The 15,824-nt window shown below is 38.3% G+C and carries 18 protein-coding genes and 1 pseudogene; 2 read left to right on the forward strand and 17 right to left on the reverse strand.

Going from position 1 to position 15,824, the window contains the following annotated elements; all coding sequences use genetic code 11:
* Window positions 1-209 (reverse strand): annotated as a pseudogene (locus tag JMN12_RS06620) (hypothetical protein); the annotation flags it as partial.
* Between the two features lie 750 nt (window positions 210-959).
* On the opposite strand from JMN12_RS06620, the gene JMN12_RS06625 reads away from it, so the two are divergent.
* A complete protein-coding gene (locus JMN12_RS06625; RefSeq protein ID WP_198465789.1) occupies window positions 960-2,324 on the forward strand; it encodes an ATP-binding protein in 1,365 nt (454 codons plus the stop codon).
* A gap of 135 nt (window positions 2,325-2,459) precedes the next feature.
* Window positions 2,460-2,597, forward strand: coding sequence for a hypothetical protein (locus JMN12_RS06630; RefSeq protein ID WP_203138425.1), 138 nt, complete (start codon window positions 2,460-2,462; stop codon window positions 2,595-2,597).
* 108 nt (window positions 2,598-2,705) lie between these two features.
* Here the strand turns inward: JMN12_RS06630 and JMN12_RS06635 are convergent, their stop codons facing one another.
* From JMN12_RS06635 to JMN12_RS06715, 16 genes are all read right to left on the reverse strand, one after another.
* Complete coding sequence (locus tag JMN12_RS06635; RefSeq protein WP_203138165.1) at window positions 2,706-3,233, reverse strand: hypothetical protein; 528 nt, start codon at window positions 3,231-3,233, stop codon at window positions 2,706-2,708.
* Window positions 3,234-3,245: 12 nt separating this feature from the next.
* Window positions 3,246-3,695 (reverse strand): hypothetical protein, encoded by a 450-nt coding sequence (locus JMN12_RS06640; protein WP_203138167.1) that lies wholly within the window; start codon window positions 3,693-3,695, stop codon window positions 3,246-3,248.
* 15 nt (window positions 3,696-3,710) lie between these two features.
* Complete coding sequence (locus JMN12_RS06645) at window positions 3,711-4,175, reverse strand: hypothetical protein (RefSeq protein WP_203138169.1); 465 nt, start codon at window positions 4,173-4,175, stop codon at window positions 3,711-3,713.
* 203 nt (window positions 4,176-4,378) lie between these two features.
* Complete coding sequence (locus JMN12_RS06650; protein ID WP_203138171.1) at window positions 4,379-4,828, reverse strand: hypothetical protein; 450 nt, start codon at window positions 4,826-4,828, stop codon at window positions 4,379-4,381.
* A 546-nt stretch (window positions 4,829-5,374) separates the two neighbouring features.
* Window positions 5,375-6,508, reverse strand: coding sequence for a clostripain-related cysteine peptidase (locus JMN12_RS06660; protein WP_203138173.1), 1,134 nt, complete (start codon window positions 6,506-6,508; stop codon window positions 5,375-5,377).
* A gap of 114 nt (window positions 6,509-6,622) precedes the next feature.
* Window positions 6,623-6,937: a hypothetical protein gene (locus JMN12_RS06665; RefSeq protein WP_203138174.1), complete on the reverse strand. Its 315-nt coding sequence runs from the start codon at window positions 6,935-6,937 to the stop codon at window positions 6,623-6,625.
* 50 nt (window positions 6,938-6,987) lie between these two features.
* A complete protein-coding gene (locus tag JMN12_RS06670) occupies window positions 6,988-7,440 on the reverse strand; it encodes a hypothetical protein (protein WP_203138175.1) in 453 nt (150 codons plus the stop codon).
* 51 nt (window positions 7,441-7,491) lie between these two features.
* Complete coding sequence (locus JMN12_RS06675) at window positions 7,492-7,851, reverse strand: hypothetical protein (RefSeq protein WP_238423836.1); 360 nt, start codon at window positions 7,849-7,851, stop codon at window positions 7,492-7,494.
* 124 nt (window positions 7,852-7,975) lie between these two features.
* A complete protein-coding gene (locus JMN12_RS06680; RefSeq protein WP_203138176.1) occupies window positions 7,976-9,586 on the reverse strand; it encodes a C10 family peptidase in 1,611 nt (536 codons plus the stop codon).
* 142 nt (window positions 9,587-9,728) lie between these two features.
* Window positions 9,729-10,484, reverse strand: a complete 756-nt coding sequence (locus JMN12_RS06685; RefSeq protein WP_238423837.1) for a YiiX/YebB-like N1pC/P60 family cysteine hydrolase — start codon at window positions 10,482-10,484, stop codon at window positions 9,729-9,731.
* A gap of 26 nt (window positions 10,485-10,510) precedes the next feature.
* On the reverse strand, window positions 10,511-11,023 hold the full coding sequence (locus JMN12_RS06690; protein WP_238423838.1) for a DUF4878 domain-containing protein: 513 nt from the start codon (window positions 11,021-11,023) through the stop codon (window positions 10,511-10,513).
* A gap of 355 nt (window positions 11,024-11,378) precedes the next feature.
* Complete coding sequence (gene rplT, locus JMN12_RS06695) at window positions 11,379-11,723, reverse strand: 50S ribosomal protein L20 (RefSeq protein WP_002674637.1); 345 nt, start codon at window positions 11,721-11,723, stop codon at window positions 11,379-11,381.
* Between the two features lie 99 nt (window positions 11,724-11,822).
* Window positions 11,823-12,020 carry a 50S ribosomal protein L35 gene (gene rpmI, locus JMN12_RS06700; RefSeq protein ID WP_002674635.1) on the reverse strand — a complete coding sequence of 66 codons (198 nt, stop codon included), beginning with the start codon at window positions 12,018-12,020 and terminating at the stop codon, window positions 11,823-11,825.
* Window positions 12,021-12,141: 121 nt separating this feature from the next.
* Window positions 12,142-12,639: a translation initiation factor IF-3 gene (gene infC / locus JMN12_RS06705; RefSeq protein ID WP_203138417.1), complete on the reverse strand. Its 498-nt coding sequence runs from the start codon at window positions 12,637-12,639 to the stop codon at window positions 12,142-12,144.
* A gap of 107 nt (window positions 12,640-12,746) precedes the next feature.
* Window positions 12,747-14,690, reverse strand: coding sequence for a threonine--tRNA ligase (gene thrS, locus JMN12_RS06710; protein WP_203138181.1), 1,944 nt, complete (start codon window positions 14,688-14,690; stop codon window positions 12,747-12,749).
* Window positions 14,691-14,779: 89 nt separating this feature from the next.
* Window positions 14,780-15,562 (reverse strand): NUDIX hydrolase, encoded by a 783-nt coding sequence (locus JMN12_RS06715; RefSeq protein ID WP_198472996.1) that lies wholly within the window; start codon window positions 15,560-15,562, stop codon window positions 14,780-14,782.
* Between the last annotated feature and the right edge of the window lie 262 nt (window positions 15,563-15,824).

Here is a 15,824-nt window from a genome sequence, read left to right on the forward strand (position 1 = left end):
TTAAGATTACCATTTTCATAGTAATCATAAAAGTAATGGTAATAGGCAGGTAAGGGAGGAATTACATCATAAAAGATATAGCCTTTTCCTCCATAAAAAGGGCGGAAAGAAGATCCATCTTTTAATTTGTAATAATCTCCATATTTAGGATCTTTCTCGAAATCTTTGTACCTTGTATTCCATAGGTTAAAATCAAATTTTTCGAACATAATTGTATCTTTTAAAGAATTTTTATTTTCTTGTGCCATCATATGATTTATTGTTAATACTACAATGTATAATAATATTTTCCTCATAAGAGATTTATTTTAATAAATAATGTTTTCGTATAGTTTCCCATTGCCATTTCCATAATTGAAAACGATTTATAGGACTTCGTGCGTTGCCAGATACAGGATCTTTTACTAAATGAGAATAGTCCATTATATTGAAGCTGTTTAAACTTTTTCCTATAATAAAATAAAAGTTCCCGAAAATTAGTAATTTTGTGTTTGAGAAAAAAAGAACACCAAAATTCAGGAACTTTGGGCAAAGATACAATAAATAATTGGATTATTCCCTTTTTAAGTGTGGGAAAGTAAAGATGTTAGCTTTCAGCGAGTATGGTTGAATCTATTAAGCAAGAAGAAAAGAAAATTAGATATGTCTTTCGTTCAATTTCCTCAAAAAAGTTTAAACACATTTGATATTTAAAAATTGCACTTACTACTGGAACTTACAGTAATTGATAAGGAATGAGCGACACGCTCTTATTATAGTAGGCACGAGCTACAAGCTCGCGCCAGCAGGTGATTTGTGCTTTGAAACTTTTTCAGAAAAAGCAAATTATTTCTTTGGATTTTTACAAAAAACGGCAATTTATTTCTTTGGATTTTTGCAAAAAACAGCAAATTATTTCTTTAGATAATTTTAATTTTGTATCTTTGTCGCCTGATATATAACTTTTTATATTTTATAAGATGTATTACCCAAGACTAATAGATAGCTATCTAAAAGAATGGGCTTTACGCCCTGCTCGCAAACCTTTGTTGTTAAGGGGTGCTCGTCAGGTGGGTAAATCGACAGCAGTAAGAGAGTTGGGCAAACAATTTGAGAATTTCGTAGAAATAAACTTAGAAAAGCAACCTTCATTTATACAACTCTTTCAGGGAGACCTCGATGTAAAGCGTATAGTACCTCAACTCTCGGCTATGGTGGGCAAGCCTATTGTTGCTGGACAAACACTGCTTTTTATAGACGAGATACAAGCGGCAGGCGAGGCAATTATGGCATTGCGTTTTTTTAAAGAAGATATGCCCGATTTGCACGTGATAGCCGCAGGTTCTCTCTTAGAGTTTGCCCTCGAAACATTGCCAACCTTTGGAGTAGGGCGTATCCACTCTATGTTTGTCTACCCAATGACTTTTGATGAGTTTTTAAGGGCTTGTGGCGAAACTTTGCTATTGGAAGCGCGCAATAGTGCTACTGCCGAAGCGCCTTTACCACTACCTTTATACGAGAAGTTAGTAGGGTTATTTCGCTCTTATATGTTGGTAGGAGGGATGCCAGAGGTAGTAGCCAAATGGGTAGCCACACGCGATTATTTGGCTTGCCAAGAGGTGCAAGACGATATTGTACTCACCTATCAGGACGATTTTCCTAAATACCGAAAGAGAGTAGACCCTACCTTGCTTAGACTTACCCTGCAAAGCGTAGCCTTACAAATAGGCAGTAAGTTTGTATACTCGCAAGTAGGAGGAGGGGGATACCATACTAATGACGTAAAAAAAGCGTTGGAATTGCTTATTTTAGCGGGTATAATCACCCCTGTAACGCACACCGATGCCAACGGGCTTCCGTTAGGGAGTGAAGCCGACCCTACTTATAGGAAAATGCTACTGCTCGACAGTGGGTTGCTACTCCGTTGGCTTGATATGACAGGCGACATCACAGAGCTTACAACCCAAATACTCACCCAAAACCCTACCGACTTAGTAAACAAAGGGGCGCTTACTGAGATGATTGCGGGGCTTGAACTATTGCGATACCGCACCCCCAATATGCGACACGAGTTGTTTTACTGGGTGCGCAGAGCCAAAAATGCACAGGCAGAGGTAGATTATCTCATACCCTACGAGTCGGCAGTATTGCCTTTAGAAGTAAAAGCAGGCACACAAGGAGGAATGAAGAGTTTGTGGCAGTTTATGCGCGAAAAGAAGCTAAAGAATGCCATAAGAGCCTCATTAGAGAACTTTGGAACGTTTACCTATACCGATACTGAAGAAGGAGCAGAGCGCACGGTGAGGGTATGTCCGCTATTTGCATTATCGCAAATCAGGCAGTAGGTATCCTTGAGAGTTTATTAGAAAATAGGAAGAGGAAAGAAGCATATTATATCATAAAAGAAGTTTGCCCAAAGAGGGATATGCTATGAATCTATTAGACAAACTTAAAAGAACAACTAATATATTTTTACCATTATGAAAGAATTATTTTCAATAAAGTCTTTTCCAGCTGAAGAGTTAAACAAACGAGATGTTGAGGATAGTACTGTAAGTGAGGCTCTGCAAACTATCTATCCTAAAAATAAATCGCCTAAGTTATATGCAGAATCCTAAAACGAAAAAGATGATATTGTTACTATTTACAAGAAAAGGTAGCAAATAGAGTCACTTTCTAAGCTATTTAAGCAAAACTTTCCTTTATACTATTCTACAGATAGGGGGTTAGATTTTTACACTTACACCAACTTTGAATGATAGTACATTGCCAAAAGCTACTTGTCCGTTGAGACCTACATTTTTAAAGATGAAGTAACGGAAGCCCAAGTGAACGTTCCACAATGCGAGATTATCGGGGTGTTCTCTTCTGAATTTTTCGGAGATAGGGGAGGAAGAGGTCTCACAACCTCCAGAACTATAACTATCAGGAGTGTTGCTTTGCCAAAAGCAGTAGCCTACAGAGAGACCGCTATACCAATCGGTAGTGATGCGATGATCAAAATGCAAATCGGCGCTGAGCTCAGGCACATAAGCGGTTTCGTACTTACTATTGAGGTTAAAACTCTGATTAGAAAGATTAGCGCCTACCGAGATACGAGGCGTCACTCCATAGTGTACACCTCCGCCAATAATTCCTCCTATAAACGAAGCACCTGTTTGTACATCAATAAATACATTGCCTTTGTTGTAGGCTTCTTGAGCACTTATTTGCAATGCAAAAAACAATAGCATAAAGAATAAGAGATTTTTCATAAAGGATAAAGGTTATTTTGCTAAATAATGATTTTCTACTTTTACACCGTCTACACGGATTTCATTGGTTACAGCATACTCTCCACACTTATCGTTTTCCATATAACCATTTACTTCTATCTTATAAGTTTTGGTAGCATTTTGAAGGTAGAGCGTTTCAGTTTTACCTGTATACACATCGTTCTCAAACCAAAGCTGAGTTCCTATATGCAAATAGGTGTTTCCTCGAGGGTCTGTTTCATAAAGAAATCCTATTGGATAGTTTTTCTTTGTATTACCTACTTGTTTATATAAGGCAATATGAGTAGAGTCAATATTTCCTCTTTCGTTGATAAATTCCCTATGAACCTCAGAGTTTTTGTTTACCCACATACTAAAAGTAGGAGGTGGTGGCGAACATATTTCACTATCCTTACAACTCAATAGAATAGCAAAGAGACAAAATAATAAGATTTTTTTCATAGGGAATAGGTTTAATTATTTTGTATTATCTATTAGATAGGTATAATCACTAATGAGGTTGAGCTCTATTTTTTTATGGTTGAAATACAGCTCTGATAAATAAGCATTATCTCCACAACCTGAATCGTCATAATAGATTCCTTTTATTTGCAAAGTGTCTACCTTGCTATTGTACTCTAAATAAAAAGTTTCTACGTTTGTTGTGTAGAAGTTTTTTAGAGCCCTTCCTGCACTTGCAATGGCTATATTTCCGTTAGCAACGTGGCATTTACTTATGTCTACTCTTTTATTATCTACTCTTTTGTATAGAGTAGCTTCTTCTGTTGCATTCCGAAAACTGTACACCAACTCCTTTCTATCCATTTTATTATTCATAACTATAATAGCTAAAGAAGTAGGCTCATTCATACATCTTTCGGTATTATCTTTACAATTAGTAAATAAAAGTAGAAAAGTTATGTAGTAAATCACTTTTTTCATAGTAGTTATTTTTATGGGGCTGTCCTAAAAGTTTTTCTTGAGGGGGGCGTTTGCAGCACATACCCAGCTATTGCTGGCTTTCCTACATAACACACTCTAAAAGTGATTGATTATCAGGTTTATAGACTTTGACAAAGTTTTGGGACTTTGACAAAGTTTATGATGCAAAAGCGATTTTTAGACTTTTCGGACAGCCTCTAAGGTTATTTCACTAAGATGAAATCGTTGTTTTTTACGCCATCTATATACATTTCTTGGAAATGAGCAGAACAGCATTCTCCAATAGTACCTAAAAACTCTATTTTATAGGTTTTAGCTTTATTTTTAAGGTAAAAAGTTTCTGTTTTTCCTGTGTATAGGAAAGGTGCCGAATTTATGTACACTACAGCATATCCTTCCTTTTTAGGAGTATGAATAACTGAAAAAGTGTCGTACTTTCTTTCCTCATTGTTGTTTAATAGCTGATAGAAATACACATTTTGTTTGTCAAACTCCCCTTTATCATCCAAAAAATCTTGATATAGAGAAGAAGATTTGTTTACGAATAGATGAAAATCGGGTGGAGGAGAACAGCATAGGTAGTTGTTTTCTCTGTTACATCCTAAAGTAAAGAATGTAATTATAACAAGGACTATTAAAGTTGTTTTTTTCATATTATTTAGATTAGTAAATGTTTGTTATAATATGATTTCTAAACTGGTAATCATAAAGAATAGCTATATCATTATTTCTACCTGAGCCATCTAAATTCAAATCCAATTTATTTTCCCAATTAGAACCCCAACCGAAATTATTATGAAATAAAATAAGATATTCTTGAGTTCTATTTATATATTGCCTTTGGTAGGTACGTAAGGCTTGCGAGTGTTGCCTTTTACTACTTCAATTGAGCCAATTTTTAAGGGAGCTTTGGTAACAGTACCCTCTACTTCACGCATTTGCATTGGGTTTGCTCTGTGAGAGCCACCCAACCTAAAAGTCCATCGTTGGAAGCCTTCGTTTCAGTATTGGGCAATACTGAAATATCGGTGTCGGTTGCGAACGGGGCATTAGCCTCTTCGCGTTAGCAGGAAAAGAAGAGTCCTGCAATGGTTAAAATAAACAGATGTTTTTTCATATAAGGTTAGTTTTTAGGATTACGCGACAAAGGTAGGAAATAATTAGAAAATTAGCAAATTTGAGAATTAGAAAATTATAAGCTATTTATACGAGAAATGAAACCTTGTAGCTCTATACCACGACAATTGTTTGTAATAGTTGTTCAGCGTTTCATTCTTGCCAAACAAATAGACACTCAGTCCGTTGCAATGTGTCAGCGCAATATTAGCAAATCTCGGTGTGTGTTTTTCAGCCTTACAGAGTTGTTGCCAAATAGGTTCTATAGCCACAGTAGCTTTGCTCTCCGAAAGCACTTGTTTGAGGTCAAACAAATACTTTTCGTTATTCCTACTGTATTGTTGCAAATGGGCTAAAGACAACTCAGAAGTGTTGAGTTGTTTGCAGAAAGAAGCTAATGCCTCCAACGGCTCACTATCTACCAAAGTAACCGTAGCCGACTGTCGTGCGCCCTCCAAAGCATTGTAATAGTTGTAGTAAGCCTCGGTTGCTTTTTCTAATTGTAATTTCCCTATAAGGTAAGGCAATAGGTGGTGATAAGGAAAACCATCGGCAAGAATTTCGGCAGGCGAAGCAATAAAATAACGGGCAGAATGTCGTAATTCATAGAGCACCTCTACCGACCCCATAAAGCAAGCGTCGAAAAGGATATAATCAAAACGATAAGGGCCTAAAACTTCCGCAAGGTCAGGAAGCTCCATAGCCCCCTCTCGCGGACTCATATCTTTTCCAAACGATTTCACCTCCACTCCTGATTTGTTTTCGGTTTCTATATGATAACCTTCCGGCAACCAAGCATTGCCGTGCGACCAAAGCACAAGTCCTTTATAACGATTGTCGCCTTTGTAATAGCCCAAAGCATCTCTCAACACATTGCTCATTACAGTTTTATCAGTTGAATTTTGTTCGGGGTAAGAAGCGATGATTTTAGAGGCTATTATCTCGGTGGTATCGTGTACAATTTCTAAAAGTACAGGGTGTGAAGGCAAAGCGGTAGAAGTATTACTATCGATATACACCAAGAGTTTGTCTCTTCCGTTAGGCACAAACCCGCGTTCTATTTCGTTGAGGTCTTTTAAGGCATAGGGAGCGAGGTCGTTATCAGCGACCATATACACGAGTGTGATTTCGTGAGGAGGTAAAGGCTCAGGAGTTGGGCTATCTTTTTGGCAAGAAAGTAACCCCAAGCCAATAAGAAGCAAAGAGTAATAACGCATAGTTTATTTTTTAGTCTTGCACAAAGTCAGCGAAAGCCCCCGTTCCCCCGAAGGGGGACAAGCTGGAAGAACAATTGTAAATCATAACTTTAATATATTAAACTGATACAAAAATTAATGAACAATACTAATTTTTCCTTTTGGGCAAATATCGATTGTGAGTTCACTTTTACTACCTTGTATTTGTACTGTGCTTTCCAAGCGTAGGCGTGAAGCCGTGATAGCTACTACTTTATAAGTACCTTTAGGCAAAGTAAATACCTTGGAAACAGTATTGGGTGATAGTTTTTCAGAAAAATGCTCACCTACCGAAACAGTTACTGCTTCAAAATAGCGGTTTTGAATACGAAGGGTATAGTTTTCGGGCTCTATGGCTTCTTTAGAGCAAGATAGGGCAACGACTGCAAATAGATATATAAGGTAACGCATAGAAAAATGGTAAAAACCTCTGGCAGGGTTACTGCCAGAGGGGTTAAGGGTTATTTTATTAAGATAAAATCGTTGTTTTTTACGCCGTCGATACGTATTTCTTGAATCTGTCCAGAACAACATTTACCGAGAGTTCCTAAAAACTCTATTTTGTAGGTTTTAGCTTTGTTTTTAAGGTAAAGCGTTTCTGTTTTTCCTGTGTATAGAAACATTGACTCATCCATTGCTACTTCTGCATAATCTTTCTTTTTAGAATTATCTGTAAGCAGCAAAGTGTGGTATTTCTTCTCTGTATTATTCACTATTTGGTAGAAATACACATTTTCTTTATCAGCTTCTCCTTTGTCGTTTAAGAAATTTTGATACTCTGAAGCAGATTTAGATATAAACAAGTGAAAAGAAGTGGGAGGAGAACAGCAAGGAGCTGGTGTTTCATCCTCTCTTGTGTTTTGGTTACAAGCTATTACTATAAATAGCATTGTAAAGAGTAAGAGATTTTTCATAACATACTTTTTATACTCTTTGGCAGGGGATTCACTGCTAAAGGGTTAAGGTTATTTTGTATTATCTATTAGATAAGTATGATCACTAATGAGGTTGAGCTCTATTTTTTTATGGTTGAAATACAGCTCTGATAAATAAGCATTATCTCCACAACCTGTACTATCATAATAGATTCCTTTTACTTGTAAAGTATCAACTTTACTATCATACTCTAAATAAAAGGTTTCTACGTTTGTTGTATAGAAGGTTTTTAGAGCCCTTCCTGCACTTGCAATGGCTATATTTCCGTTAGCAACACGGCATTTACTTATGTCTACTCTTTTATTATCTACTCTTTTGTATAGAGTAGCTTCTTCTGTTGTATTCCGAAAACTGTATACTAACTCTTTTCTATCCATTCTATTATTCATAACAATAATAGTTAGTGTAGGAGGTTCATTCATACAAATTGGATCACGAGATTCGGTATTTTCTTTACCACAGGCTATACTCATAGCTAAAAAAAGTAAAAACAACATTCTTTTCATAACTCGGCTATTTTATATTGATGATTATTTTCTTTTTGAACTGATAATTTCCTTCAGTTCCTGATTTGTAGGTATTAGAACCTGCTTGTCTACCTGACTTAGCATTGAAAACATTTATGTTATACCAGCCCGTACCGTCATAATAATCCTTATTCCATTTGAAGTCAGATCCATCAAGATTTCCTCCCCATCCGAAATTGTTATGTATTAACACTAAACCTTCTTTGCTTTGTTCTCTAACAGAATCTTCTCCGTAGTTACAATCAATTTGAACTGTTACGATTCTTTCTCTCCTTACATAGCCATCTAATAACCAAGCGTGTCCCTCTTCATAACTATAATCTGTATGTGATTTTTTCCAAAACCACCAGCCTGTAGTATAGGTATGGGGTATTTGATAAGAATATCCCTCAATATAAACAGGTCTATTATTTTTAATTTCAGAAACAAACTCCCCATTGTTATAGTCCACTAAGGAAGCACTACTATATCCTAAACTATGTAAGGCTTCTAAAGCTCTACTTGATCCACTCCCTTTATCACAAGTGTATTCCATAGCAAGTAAATCACTATCTCCCAAACGAGCTAACAAGTGTTGAATATCTTCTACAGCAGTTGGGTTACTCCAAATGCTATAGCTATTCATATTAGAAAACATAGCACCAGCATCTATTTTGGTCATATCGTCCCAATGCATTGTCCTACCTTTAAAGACAGCTGGTTTTTTGTGATAGGCTAATAGTTGTCCTACAGCTACGGCTACACAACCTACAGGAGCTTGATCATTCCCGCATTGAACAAAAACTTTGTTATTATAATCATTACTTTGTGCCCATAGAGTTTTTATTAGGGGACCTTTAACTTCTTTGGTTTCCCATTCGCCATAAGCAATTCTTCTTTCTTGACCATCACCAGGATCCTCTATATCATCAAAATAACAGATTCTTCTTGGCCTTTTGAATTTGCTCATTATCCTTTTCCCGTTTTCATCAAAGTAGCCTTCTTTAATCAGTTCTGCTTGTTGTTCTTTAGAAAGCTGTTTGAAAATGGCTTCTTCGGCTTGGGTAATGAGTTTTTCTTTATTAGCTTCAAAGGCGACACGCTGTTCTTCTATATATGCCTGCATATAGCTAAAGAGTATCGCTTGGCCTGGGTTGGTGATAGTATCACCGAGATGACCGTAGGAGTTGTAGGCTAATACACTAGGGATACGCCTATCAGCTGAGGTAATTACATAACCTTGGTTATTAGCAAAGTTTACAATGTACACATCGGCTTGTTCGGGTTTTGCGTTACCTTTGGTAGGTACGTAGGGCTTGCGGGTATCACCTTTTACTACCTCAATCGAGCCAATTTTTAAGGGAACTTTGGTAACAATACCCTCTACTTCACGCATTTGCATAGCGGTAGCAAGAGCGGTTTCTTGGGCTTCCTCCGCCGAAATATGGGTTTGCCCTGTGAGAGCCACCCAACCTAAAAGTCCATCGTTGGAAGCTTTCGTTTCAGTATTGGGCAATACTGAAATATCTGTGTCGGTTGCGAACGGGGTGTCTGCCTCTTCGCGTTGGCAGGAAAAGAAGAGTCCTGCAATGGTTAAAATAAACAGATGTTTTTTCATATAAGGTTAGTTTTTAGGATTACGCGACAAAGGTAGAAAATAATTAGCAAATTAGCAAATTTGAGGATTAGAAAATTATACAAAATATAGAAAAGGTAGATTTTTCTACTAAAAGTGAGAATTTAGTATTTTTCTATAAGCTTTATTGCTTTTTATTTGGATATGTATTGATGATAATCTCGAAGTATTTAGGGTTGTAGAGCGTCGTCATAGTGGTGAAAAGTTGTTGACGTTGGGTTTTATCGGTAGGGAAAGCGACGAAATGAAGGTCGTTGTCTAAAATTTGGTAGATAAGTTCGGTGCAATAAAGTTGAGAAGGCTCATCGATAGTGCCTAAATGGTCGAAAGGAATTTGAGCTTTGAGGTAGTGTTTGGCGCGTTGCACTACAGCACGACCTTGCTCAGGGGTGCTGTGTAAGGGGCGCACGATCAAGATTTTCTCGGGCATAGAGTATTTAAGAAAAGTGTTTAAGGGCTGTTCTTGCATACCATCGATGTTGCTTACATCGGAAGAGAGGGAGTGAATTACCCACCAATTGCCATTTTTGAGGCAGAGAATACCACAGTGAGTAACATCAAAACGACCGTCGTTAAGACGTTTAGCAATCAGATCGCTGAATATACCATAACCACGCCTAAGAATGATATCGCCCTCTTGTAGAGAATCGAGTTGGGAAGGGGTAAGACGGAGGGAATGCTCGTTCTCGGCAACTTGTTTTTCTTCACTTCGATGGTCGATATAGAAAAAAATGCGAAAAACAGCGTAGGAGAGGAGCAAGAGCGCTGCGAGGAAAAAGAGAAGTTTTTTCATTGTCAGAAGGTTAGGGATAAAAAGAACTTTGCCAAAGGTGCGAGCCGCACGGGCAATGCGAGCCGTAGGGGCAGGGAACTTTGGCAAAGTTGTAGTTTAAAAGTGTTGTAATCTTACTTGTTAGTAGGGGTAGTGGTTTGTGTTTCTACATCAGCAGGCATATCGGGGGCATCGAGGTCGATATTAGGCTGCATTTCTGGCATATCGTGGTCGTGACCATCGCCGTGGTCGTGAGCGCCACCGCCGTTTTCTTTATTTTCTTTGTTCATAGAAACAATCCATTTGCCGTCTACTTTTTTGAGGTCGAGGGCGTTTTCTTTGCCGTTGCTATCTTCGGTAGTGTAGAATACTTTAGCTGTATCGCCGTTTTCTTCAACTTTGGTAATTTTAAAACCTTTGAACAATTGTTCGTTTTTAGCATCGGATGAAGGCACGGATTTCATAAACTCGCTGAATGATTTGAGCAATTGAGAGGTTTGAGCATCGCAATATTTGCCAGCTTCATCAAAATTGTTAGCGTTTACAGCTGTCATAAATTTCTCGGCAACGGTTTTAGGGGAGTTGCCAGAACAAGAGGTAAGCATTAAACTTCCGATAAGGAAGAGAGATAAGAAAAGTTTTTTCATTTTATGAGTGTTTAAATTAGACATTAACTATTATTAACGTGAGTTCGGCGTAAGTAATTATTTAACAATCAGTAAATTATTTTTAAACTCCCACGAATTTCACGAATTTTCACGAATTTGAAATTGCATAAAACTCTTTGTATTATCTCACGAATTTTCACCTGACGGTGAATTTTTTGTGAATATATTATGATACAAAGTTGTAAATCAATAGTCTGTTATATCGAACTGACGTATTATTAGGGGCAAAGGTAATAAAAAAATACGAATTACGAGTTACGAATGACAAAAAAAAATAGGCTGTCTTTTTATGAGGCAGCCTATTTTATACGGAATTATATCGTTAGTTAAACGTTTATTTTACTTTTTCTACAATAGCTTTGAACGCTTCGGGGTGGTTCATTGCTAAATCGGCAAGAACTTTACGGTTGAGCTGGATATCAGCTGCTTTAAGTTTACCCATAAATTGAGAGTAAGACAATCCGTGCAAGCGAGCCCCTGCGTTGATACGCACAATCCACAAAGCGCGGAAGGTTCTCTTCTTGTTACGGCGATCGCGGTAAGCGTACTGCATTGCTTTCTCAACAGCGTTTTTGGCTACCGTCCAAACGTTTTTTCTGCGGCCAAAGAAACCTTTGGCTTGCTTCATTATTTTTTTTCTACGAGCTCTACGAGCTACAGCATTTACTGATCTTGGCATAAATTCCTTTTTTTAATTTTTGTAGCAGGTGGTTTGTGCTTAAAACAAACTCTTAGGGGTACCTACTCCACGGTTATTAATTTCCTACTATTTAAACAATTATTTTAAGCCTAATTGTTTCTTCACGCTTGCTTCGTCGTTAGAGTGAACGAGCGTAGCGTGGGTGAGTGCTAACTTGCGTTTTTTAGCTTTCTTAGTTAAGATGTGGCTTTTAAACGCGTGTTTTCTCTTGATTTTACCAGAGCCGGTGAGCTTGAAACGCTTTTTAGCTCCAGATTTAGTTTTAATTTTTGGCATTTGCTTAGATTTTTATTGATATAATTCCGTCCTCCCCCTGCCCCTCCCAAGGAGGGGAGTTGTGGGAGTTTATTTTTGCCCTCACTTTTATCCTCCCCTTAGGGGAGGGTTAGGGAGGGGATTATTTTTTCTTGGGTAAGGGTGCGAGGAACATCGTCATACGTTTTCCTTCGAGTTTAGGCATTTGTTCTACTTTGCCGTACTCCTCGAGGTCGGTAGCGAGGCGCAAGAGGAGGATTTCCCCTTGGTCTTTATAGATGATAGAACGACCTTTGAAGAATACGTAGGCTTTTACTTTAGAACCTTCTTTGAGGAACTTTTCGCCGTGTTTTTTCTTAAACTCATAGTCGTGGTCATCGGTTTGAGGGCCGAAGCGAATTTCTTTGATCACTACCTTAGTAGCTTTCGCTTTTAGCTCTTTATCACGCTTCTTTTGTTCGTAAAGGAATTTCTTATAATCGATTACCTTACAAACAGGAGGCGTAGCGTTTGGTGAAATTTCCACCAAATCGAGTTCTAATTCATTAGCAATTTCTAATGCTTTACGAGTGGGGTATACGCCACCTTCGACGTTTTCCCCTACCAAACGAACCTCAGGAACGCGGATGTCGCGGTTGATGCGATGAGGTTGTTTGTCATCTCTGCCCGGTGTGTTACTTTTTTTTATGATGGCTATTTAAATTTAAAATTACTTTCACTATTCTAATTTGGCGATTTAGCGATTGACTAATTACCAAATTGTTTGATCGATGCGGCTACTTCGTCGTTGATGAGTTTGGCAAATGCTTCTACGCTCATACTGCCTAAATCTTCACCACCGCGTTTGCGCACTGATACGGTGCCTTCTTTCTCTTCATTCTCACCGACAATGAGCATATACGGGATTTTTTGGGTTTCGGCTTCACGTATTTTTTTGCCCATAGTTTCGGCACGATTGTCTATCAGGGTGCGAATATCGGAATTTTCTAACAAACTCAAAACTTTTTGAGCATAATTTTCATATTTTTCGCTCAAAGATAGTATGATAGCTTGATTTGGGTTGAGCCATAATGGGAAGTTTCCAGCAGTGTGTTCCAATAAAATGGCTACGAAACGCTCCATACTTCCGAAAGGCGCACGGTGAATCATTACAGGGCGGTGCATTTCGTTATCAGCTCCTTTATACCAAAGGTCGAAACGCTCTGGGAGGTTGTAATCTACCTGAATGGTACCCAATTGCCAACTTCTGCCTAAGGCATCTTTTACCATAAAGTCGAGTTTAGGTCCGTAGAAAGCGGCTTCGCCTGTTTCGATTACATAATTCAAACCTTTTTCTTTCGCTGCGTTGATGATGGCATTTTCGGCTTTTGCCCAATTTTCATCACTACCGATGTACTTGCTGAGGTTTTCGGGGTCGCGCAATGATACTTGTGCAGTAAAATTATCGAATCCAAGAGAGCCAAATACATAAAGCACTAAATCGATTACGTGTTTGAACTCGTCGTCTAACTGTTCAGGAGTACAGAAGATGTGTGCATCGTCTTGGGTAAAGCAACGCACGCGGGTGAGTCCGTGCAATTCGCCACTTTGCTCGTAGCGATATACTGTACCAAACTCGGCGAAACGCTTTGGCAAATCTTTATAACTCCAAGGGTGTGAATTGTATATCTCGCAGTGATGCGGACAGTTCATCGGTTTTAGTAAATATTCCTCGCCTTCGTTAGGGGTGGCAATGGGTTGGAAACTATCTTTTCCGTATTTATCCCAGTGACCTGAGGTTACATATAAATTCTTATGACCGATATGCGGGGTAACTACCTGCTCGTAACCAGCTTGTTTTTGGGCTTTGCGCAAGAAGGCTTCGAGGCGTTCGCGCAAGGCAGCTCCTTTGGGTAACCAAAGCGGTAAGCCTTGTCCTACCTTGTTAGAGAAGGTAAAGAGTTCGAGTTCTTTACCGAGTTTGCGGTGGTCGCGTTTTTTAGCTTCTTCAAGCAGTTCGAGATATTCGGTGAGTTCTTTTTGTTTAGGGAATGAGATACCATATACACGAGTGAGCTGAGGGTTGTGCTCATCACCACGCCAATAAGCCCCAGCGGCGCTGAGTACTTTTACGGCTTTCACGAAGCCCGTGTTAGGGATATGTCCCCCACGACAAAGGTCGGTGAAGGTGCTGTGGTCGCAGAAGGTAATTGTACCATCTTCGAGGGCTTCGATAAGTTCGGTTTTGTACTCATTTTTGCCTGCATAGTACGACAAGGCTTCGGCTTTGCTCACAGGGCGCATCTTAAATTCGTGTTTGCCACGAGCGATTTCCAAGAATTTAGCTTCGATAGCAGGGAAATCTTTTTCGGAAATCGGTTTGCCGTTGAAATCAACATCGTAGTAGAAGCCATTGGCGATGGCAGGTCCTATGGTGAGCTTGATACCGGGGTAGAGCTCTTCGAGCGCTTGTGCCAAGATGTGCGCTGAGGAGTGCCAGAAAGCTTTTTTACCTTCGGGACTATCCCAAGTGTATAGGGTGAGACTACCGTCCGTCGTCAGTGGGGTAACGCTTTCTACAGTCTTGCCGTTGAAAGAGGCAGAGAGTACGTTACGCGCCAACCCCTCGCTGATGCTTTGTGCTACTTGAGCGGGGGTGATACCACTTTGGTATTCTTTTACTGAACCGTCGGGTAGTGTAATTTTAATCATTTTTATCGTTGATTTTTAGTATTGTTGAGTTTGAAAGTGCAAAATTACAAAATAATTATGAATTACGAGGTATGAATGAGGAAAAAAAATTAGAATACTATAAACTCATCACCTTTTGCTAAAGCGTCGTATTGCGTTTGGTTAAAGCGATACAAAAAAGGCGAACGGTGTTTGCCTATATTTCTCTTCTCGTCCAATTTTTCTATCAGTCCTATATTAGTCATTTTCTTTACAAAATTCCGGTTGTCTAACTTCTTCCCTAAAATTGTTTCGTACAGTGATTGTAGCTCTGGAATGGTAAACTTTTCAGGAAGCATCTCCTTTCCTATGGGGCTAACGTGTGAAAAGAAACGCAAGCTCAACAGCGCTTGGTCTATAATTTCTCGGTGGTCAAAAGCCATTTCAGGGAGGTTGGTAATGTCCCACCATTGGCATTCTTCGGCATAGAAACTACCTGTAGGTTTTACTTCGTAGTAATCTACTAAAGTAAAGAAAGCTACGGATATAAAATTATCTAACAACCAATGGTCAGTAGTTACCTTTTGTCCGGTAATAGTTGTTAAGAGTTCTGGGGTAAAGTGAGTATTTTTATTTCTTTCGGGGTTGCTAAAGGCAAAAAATTGATGTAAATGAAGTTTTTTTAAGTTTGTACGGTAGCGCACTACCCTATGAGCTGCTTTCTCTAAAGTTTCATCTTTTTTTACATATCCCCCAGGTAATAACCATTTTTCTTGAGAGGTGTTTTTAAAAAGGAGTACTTTTAATTCTCTTTCGTGGTAACCAAATATTACGTTGTCTACGCTTATATTTCTATAAAAAATCTTATCGCCGTTGAGGATATCATCTAAGATAATGCGTTCTTTTCTATCCATTGTTTATTTTTTTAGGTTGCAAAGGTATAAATAATTTGCTAATTTGCTAATTTGTAGATTAGCCAATAAGCGCTGTGTTATTCAGATAAGTTTTTATTTATTTCTGTTGAAAATTAATTTTAACACATCATAATTCCATAAAAAAAACAAAAAGAAATCTGTTTATTACGTATTTTTTACGTAAAACAACTTCATTGTAAATAATTGATATATAATTTATTAAGTTACATGTGTTATAGATTTAACAAAATAAATATATTGC

The sequence above is a fragment of the Capnocytophaga genosp. AHN8471 genome (genome assembly GCF_016806945.1).
Lineage (GTDB): Bacteria > Bacteroidota > Bacteroidia > Flavobacteriales > Flavobacteriaceae > Capnocytophaga > Capnocytophaga periodontitidis.

What these genes read in the sequence shown, in the direction of transcription:
- JMN12_RS06625 (WP_198465789.1), top strand. Translation starts at nt 960, where the DNA reads ATGTATTACCCAAGACTAATAGATAGCTATCTAAAAGAATGGGCTTTA.
- JMN12_RS06630 (WP_203138425.1), top strand. Translation starts at nt 2,460, where the DNA reads ATGAAAGAATTATTTTCAATAAAGTCTTTTCCAGCTGAAGAGTTAAAC.
- JMN12_RS06635 (WP_203138165.1), bottom strand. Translation starts at nt 3,233, where the DNA reads ATGAAAAATCTCTTATTCTTTATGCTATTGTTTTTTGCATTGCAAATA.
- JMN12_RS06640 (WP_203138167.1), bottom strand. Translation starts at nt 3,695, where the DNA reads ATGAAAAAAATCTTATTATTTTGTCTCTTTGCTATTCTATTGAGTTGT.
- JMN12_RS06645 (WP_203138169.1), bottom strand. Translation starts at nt 4,175, where the DNA reads ATGAAAAAAGTGATTTACTACATAACTTTTCTACTTTTATTTACTAAT.
- JMN12_RS06650 (WP_203138171.1), bottom strand. Translation starts at nt 4,828, where the DNA reads ATGAAAAAAACAACTTTAATAGTCCTTGTTATAATTACATTCTTTACT.
- JMN12_RS06660 (WP_203138173.1), bottom strand. Translation starts at nt 6,508, where the DNA reads ATGCGTTATTACTCTTTGCTTCTTATTGGCTTGGGGTTACTTTCTTGC.
- JMN12_RS06665 (WP_203138174.1), bottom strand. Translation starts at nt 6,937, where the DNA reads ATGCGTTACCTTATATATCTATTTGCAGTCGTTGCCCTATCTTGCTCT.
- JMN12_RS06670 (WP_203138175.1), bottom strand. Translation starts at nt 7,440, where the DNA reads ATGAAAAATCTCTTACTCTTTACAATGCTATTTATAGTAATAGCTTGT.
- JMN12_RS06675 (WP_238423836.1), bottom strand. Translation starts at nt 7,851, where the DNA reads ATGAATAATAGAATGGATAGAAAAGAGTTAGTATACAGTTTTCGGAAT.
- JMN12_RS06680 (WP_203138176.1), bottom strand. Translation starts at nt 9,586, where the DNA reads ATGAAAAAACATCTGTTTATTTTAACCATTGCAGGACTCTTCTTTTCC.
- JMN12_RS06690 (WP_238423838.1), bottom strand. Translation starts at nt 11,023, where the DNA reads ATGAAAAAACTTTTCTTATCTCTCTTCCTTATCGGAAGTTTAATGCTT.
- rplT (WP_002674637.1), bottom strand. Translation starts at nt 11,723, where the DNA reads ATGCCAAGATCAGTAAATGCTGTAGCTCGTAGAGCTCGTAGAAAAAAA.
- rpmI (WP_002674635.1), bottom strand. Translation starts at nt 12,020, where the DNA reads ATGCCAAAAATTAAAACTAAATCTGGAGCTAAAAAGCGTTTCAAGCTC.
- thrS (WP_203138181.1), bottom strand. Translation starts at nt 14,690, where the DNA reads ATGATTAAAATTACACTACCCGACGGTTCAGTAAAAGAATACCAAAGT.
- JMN12_RS06715 (WP_198472996.1), bottom strand. Translation starts at nt 15,562, where the DNA reads ATGGATAGAAAAGAACGCATTATCTTAGATGATATCCTCAACGGCGAT.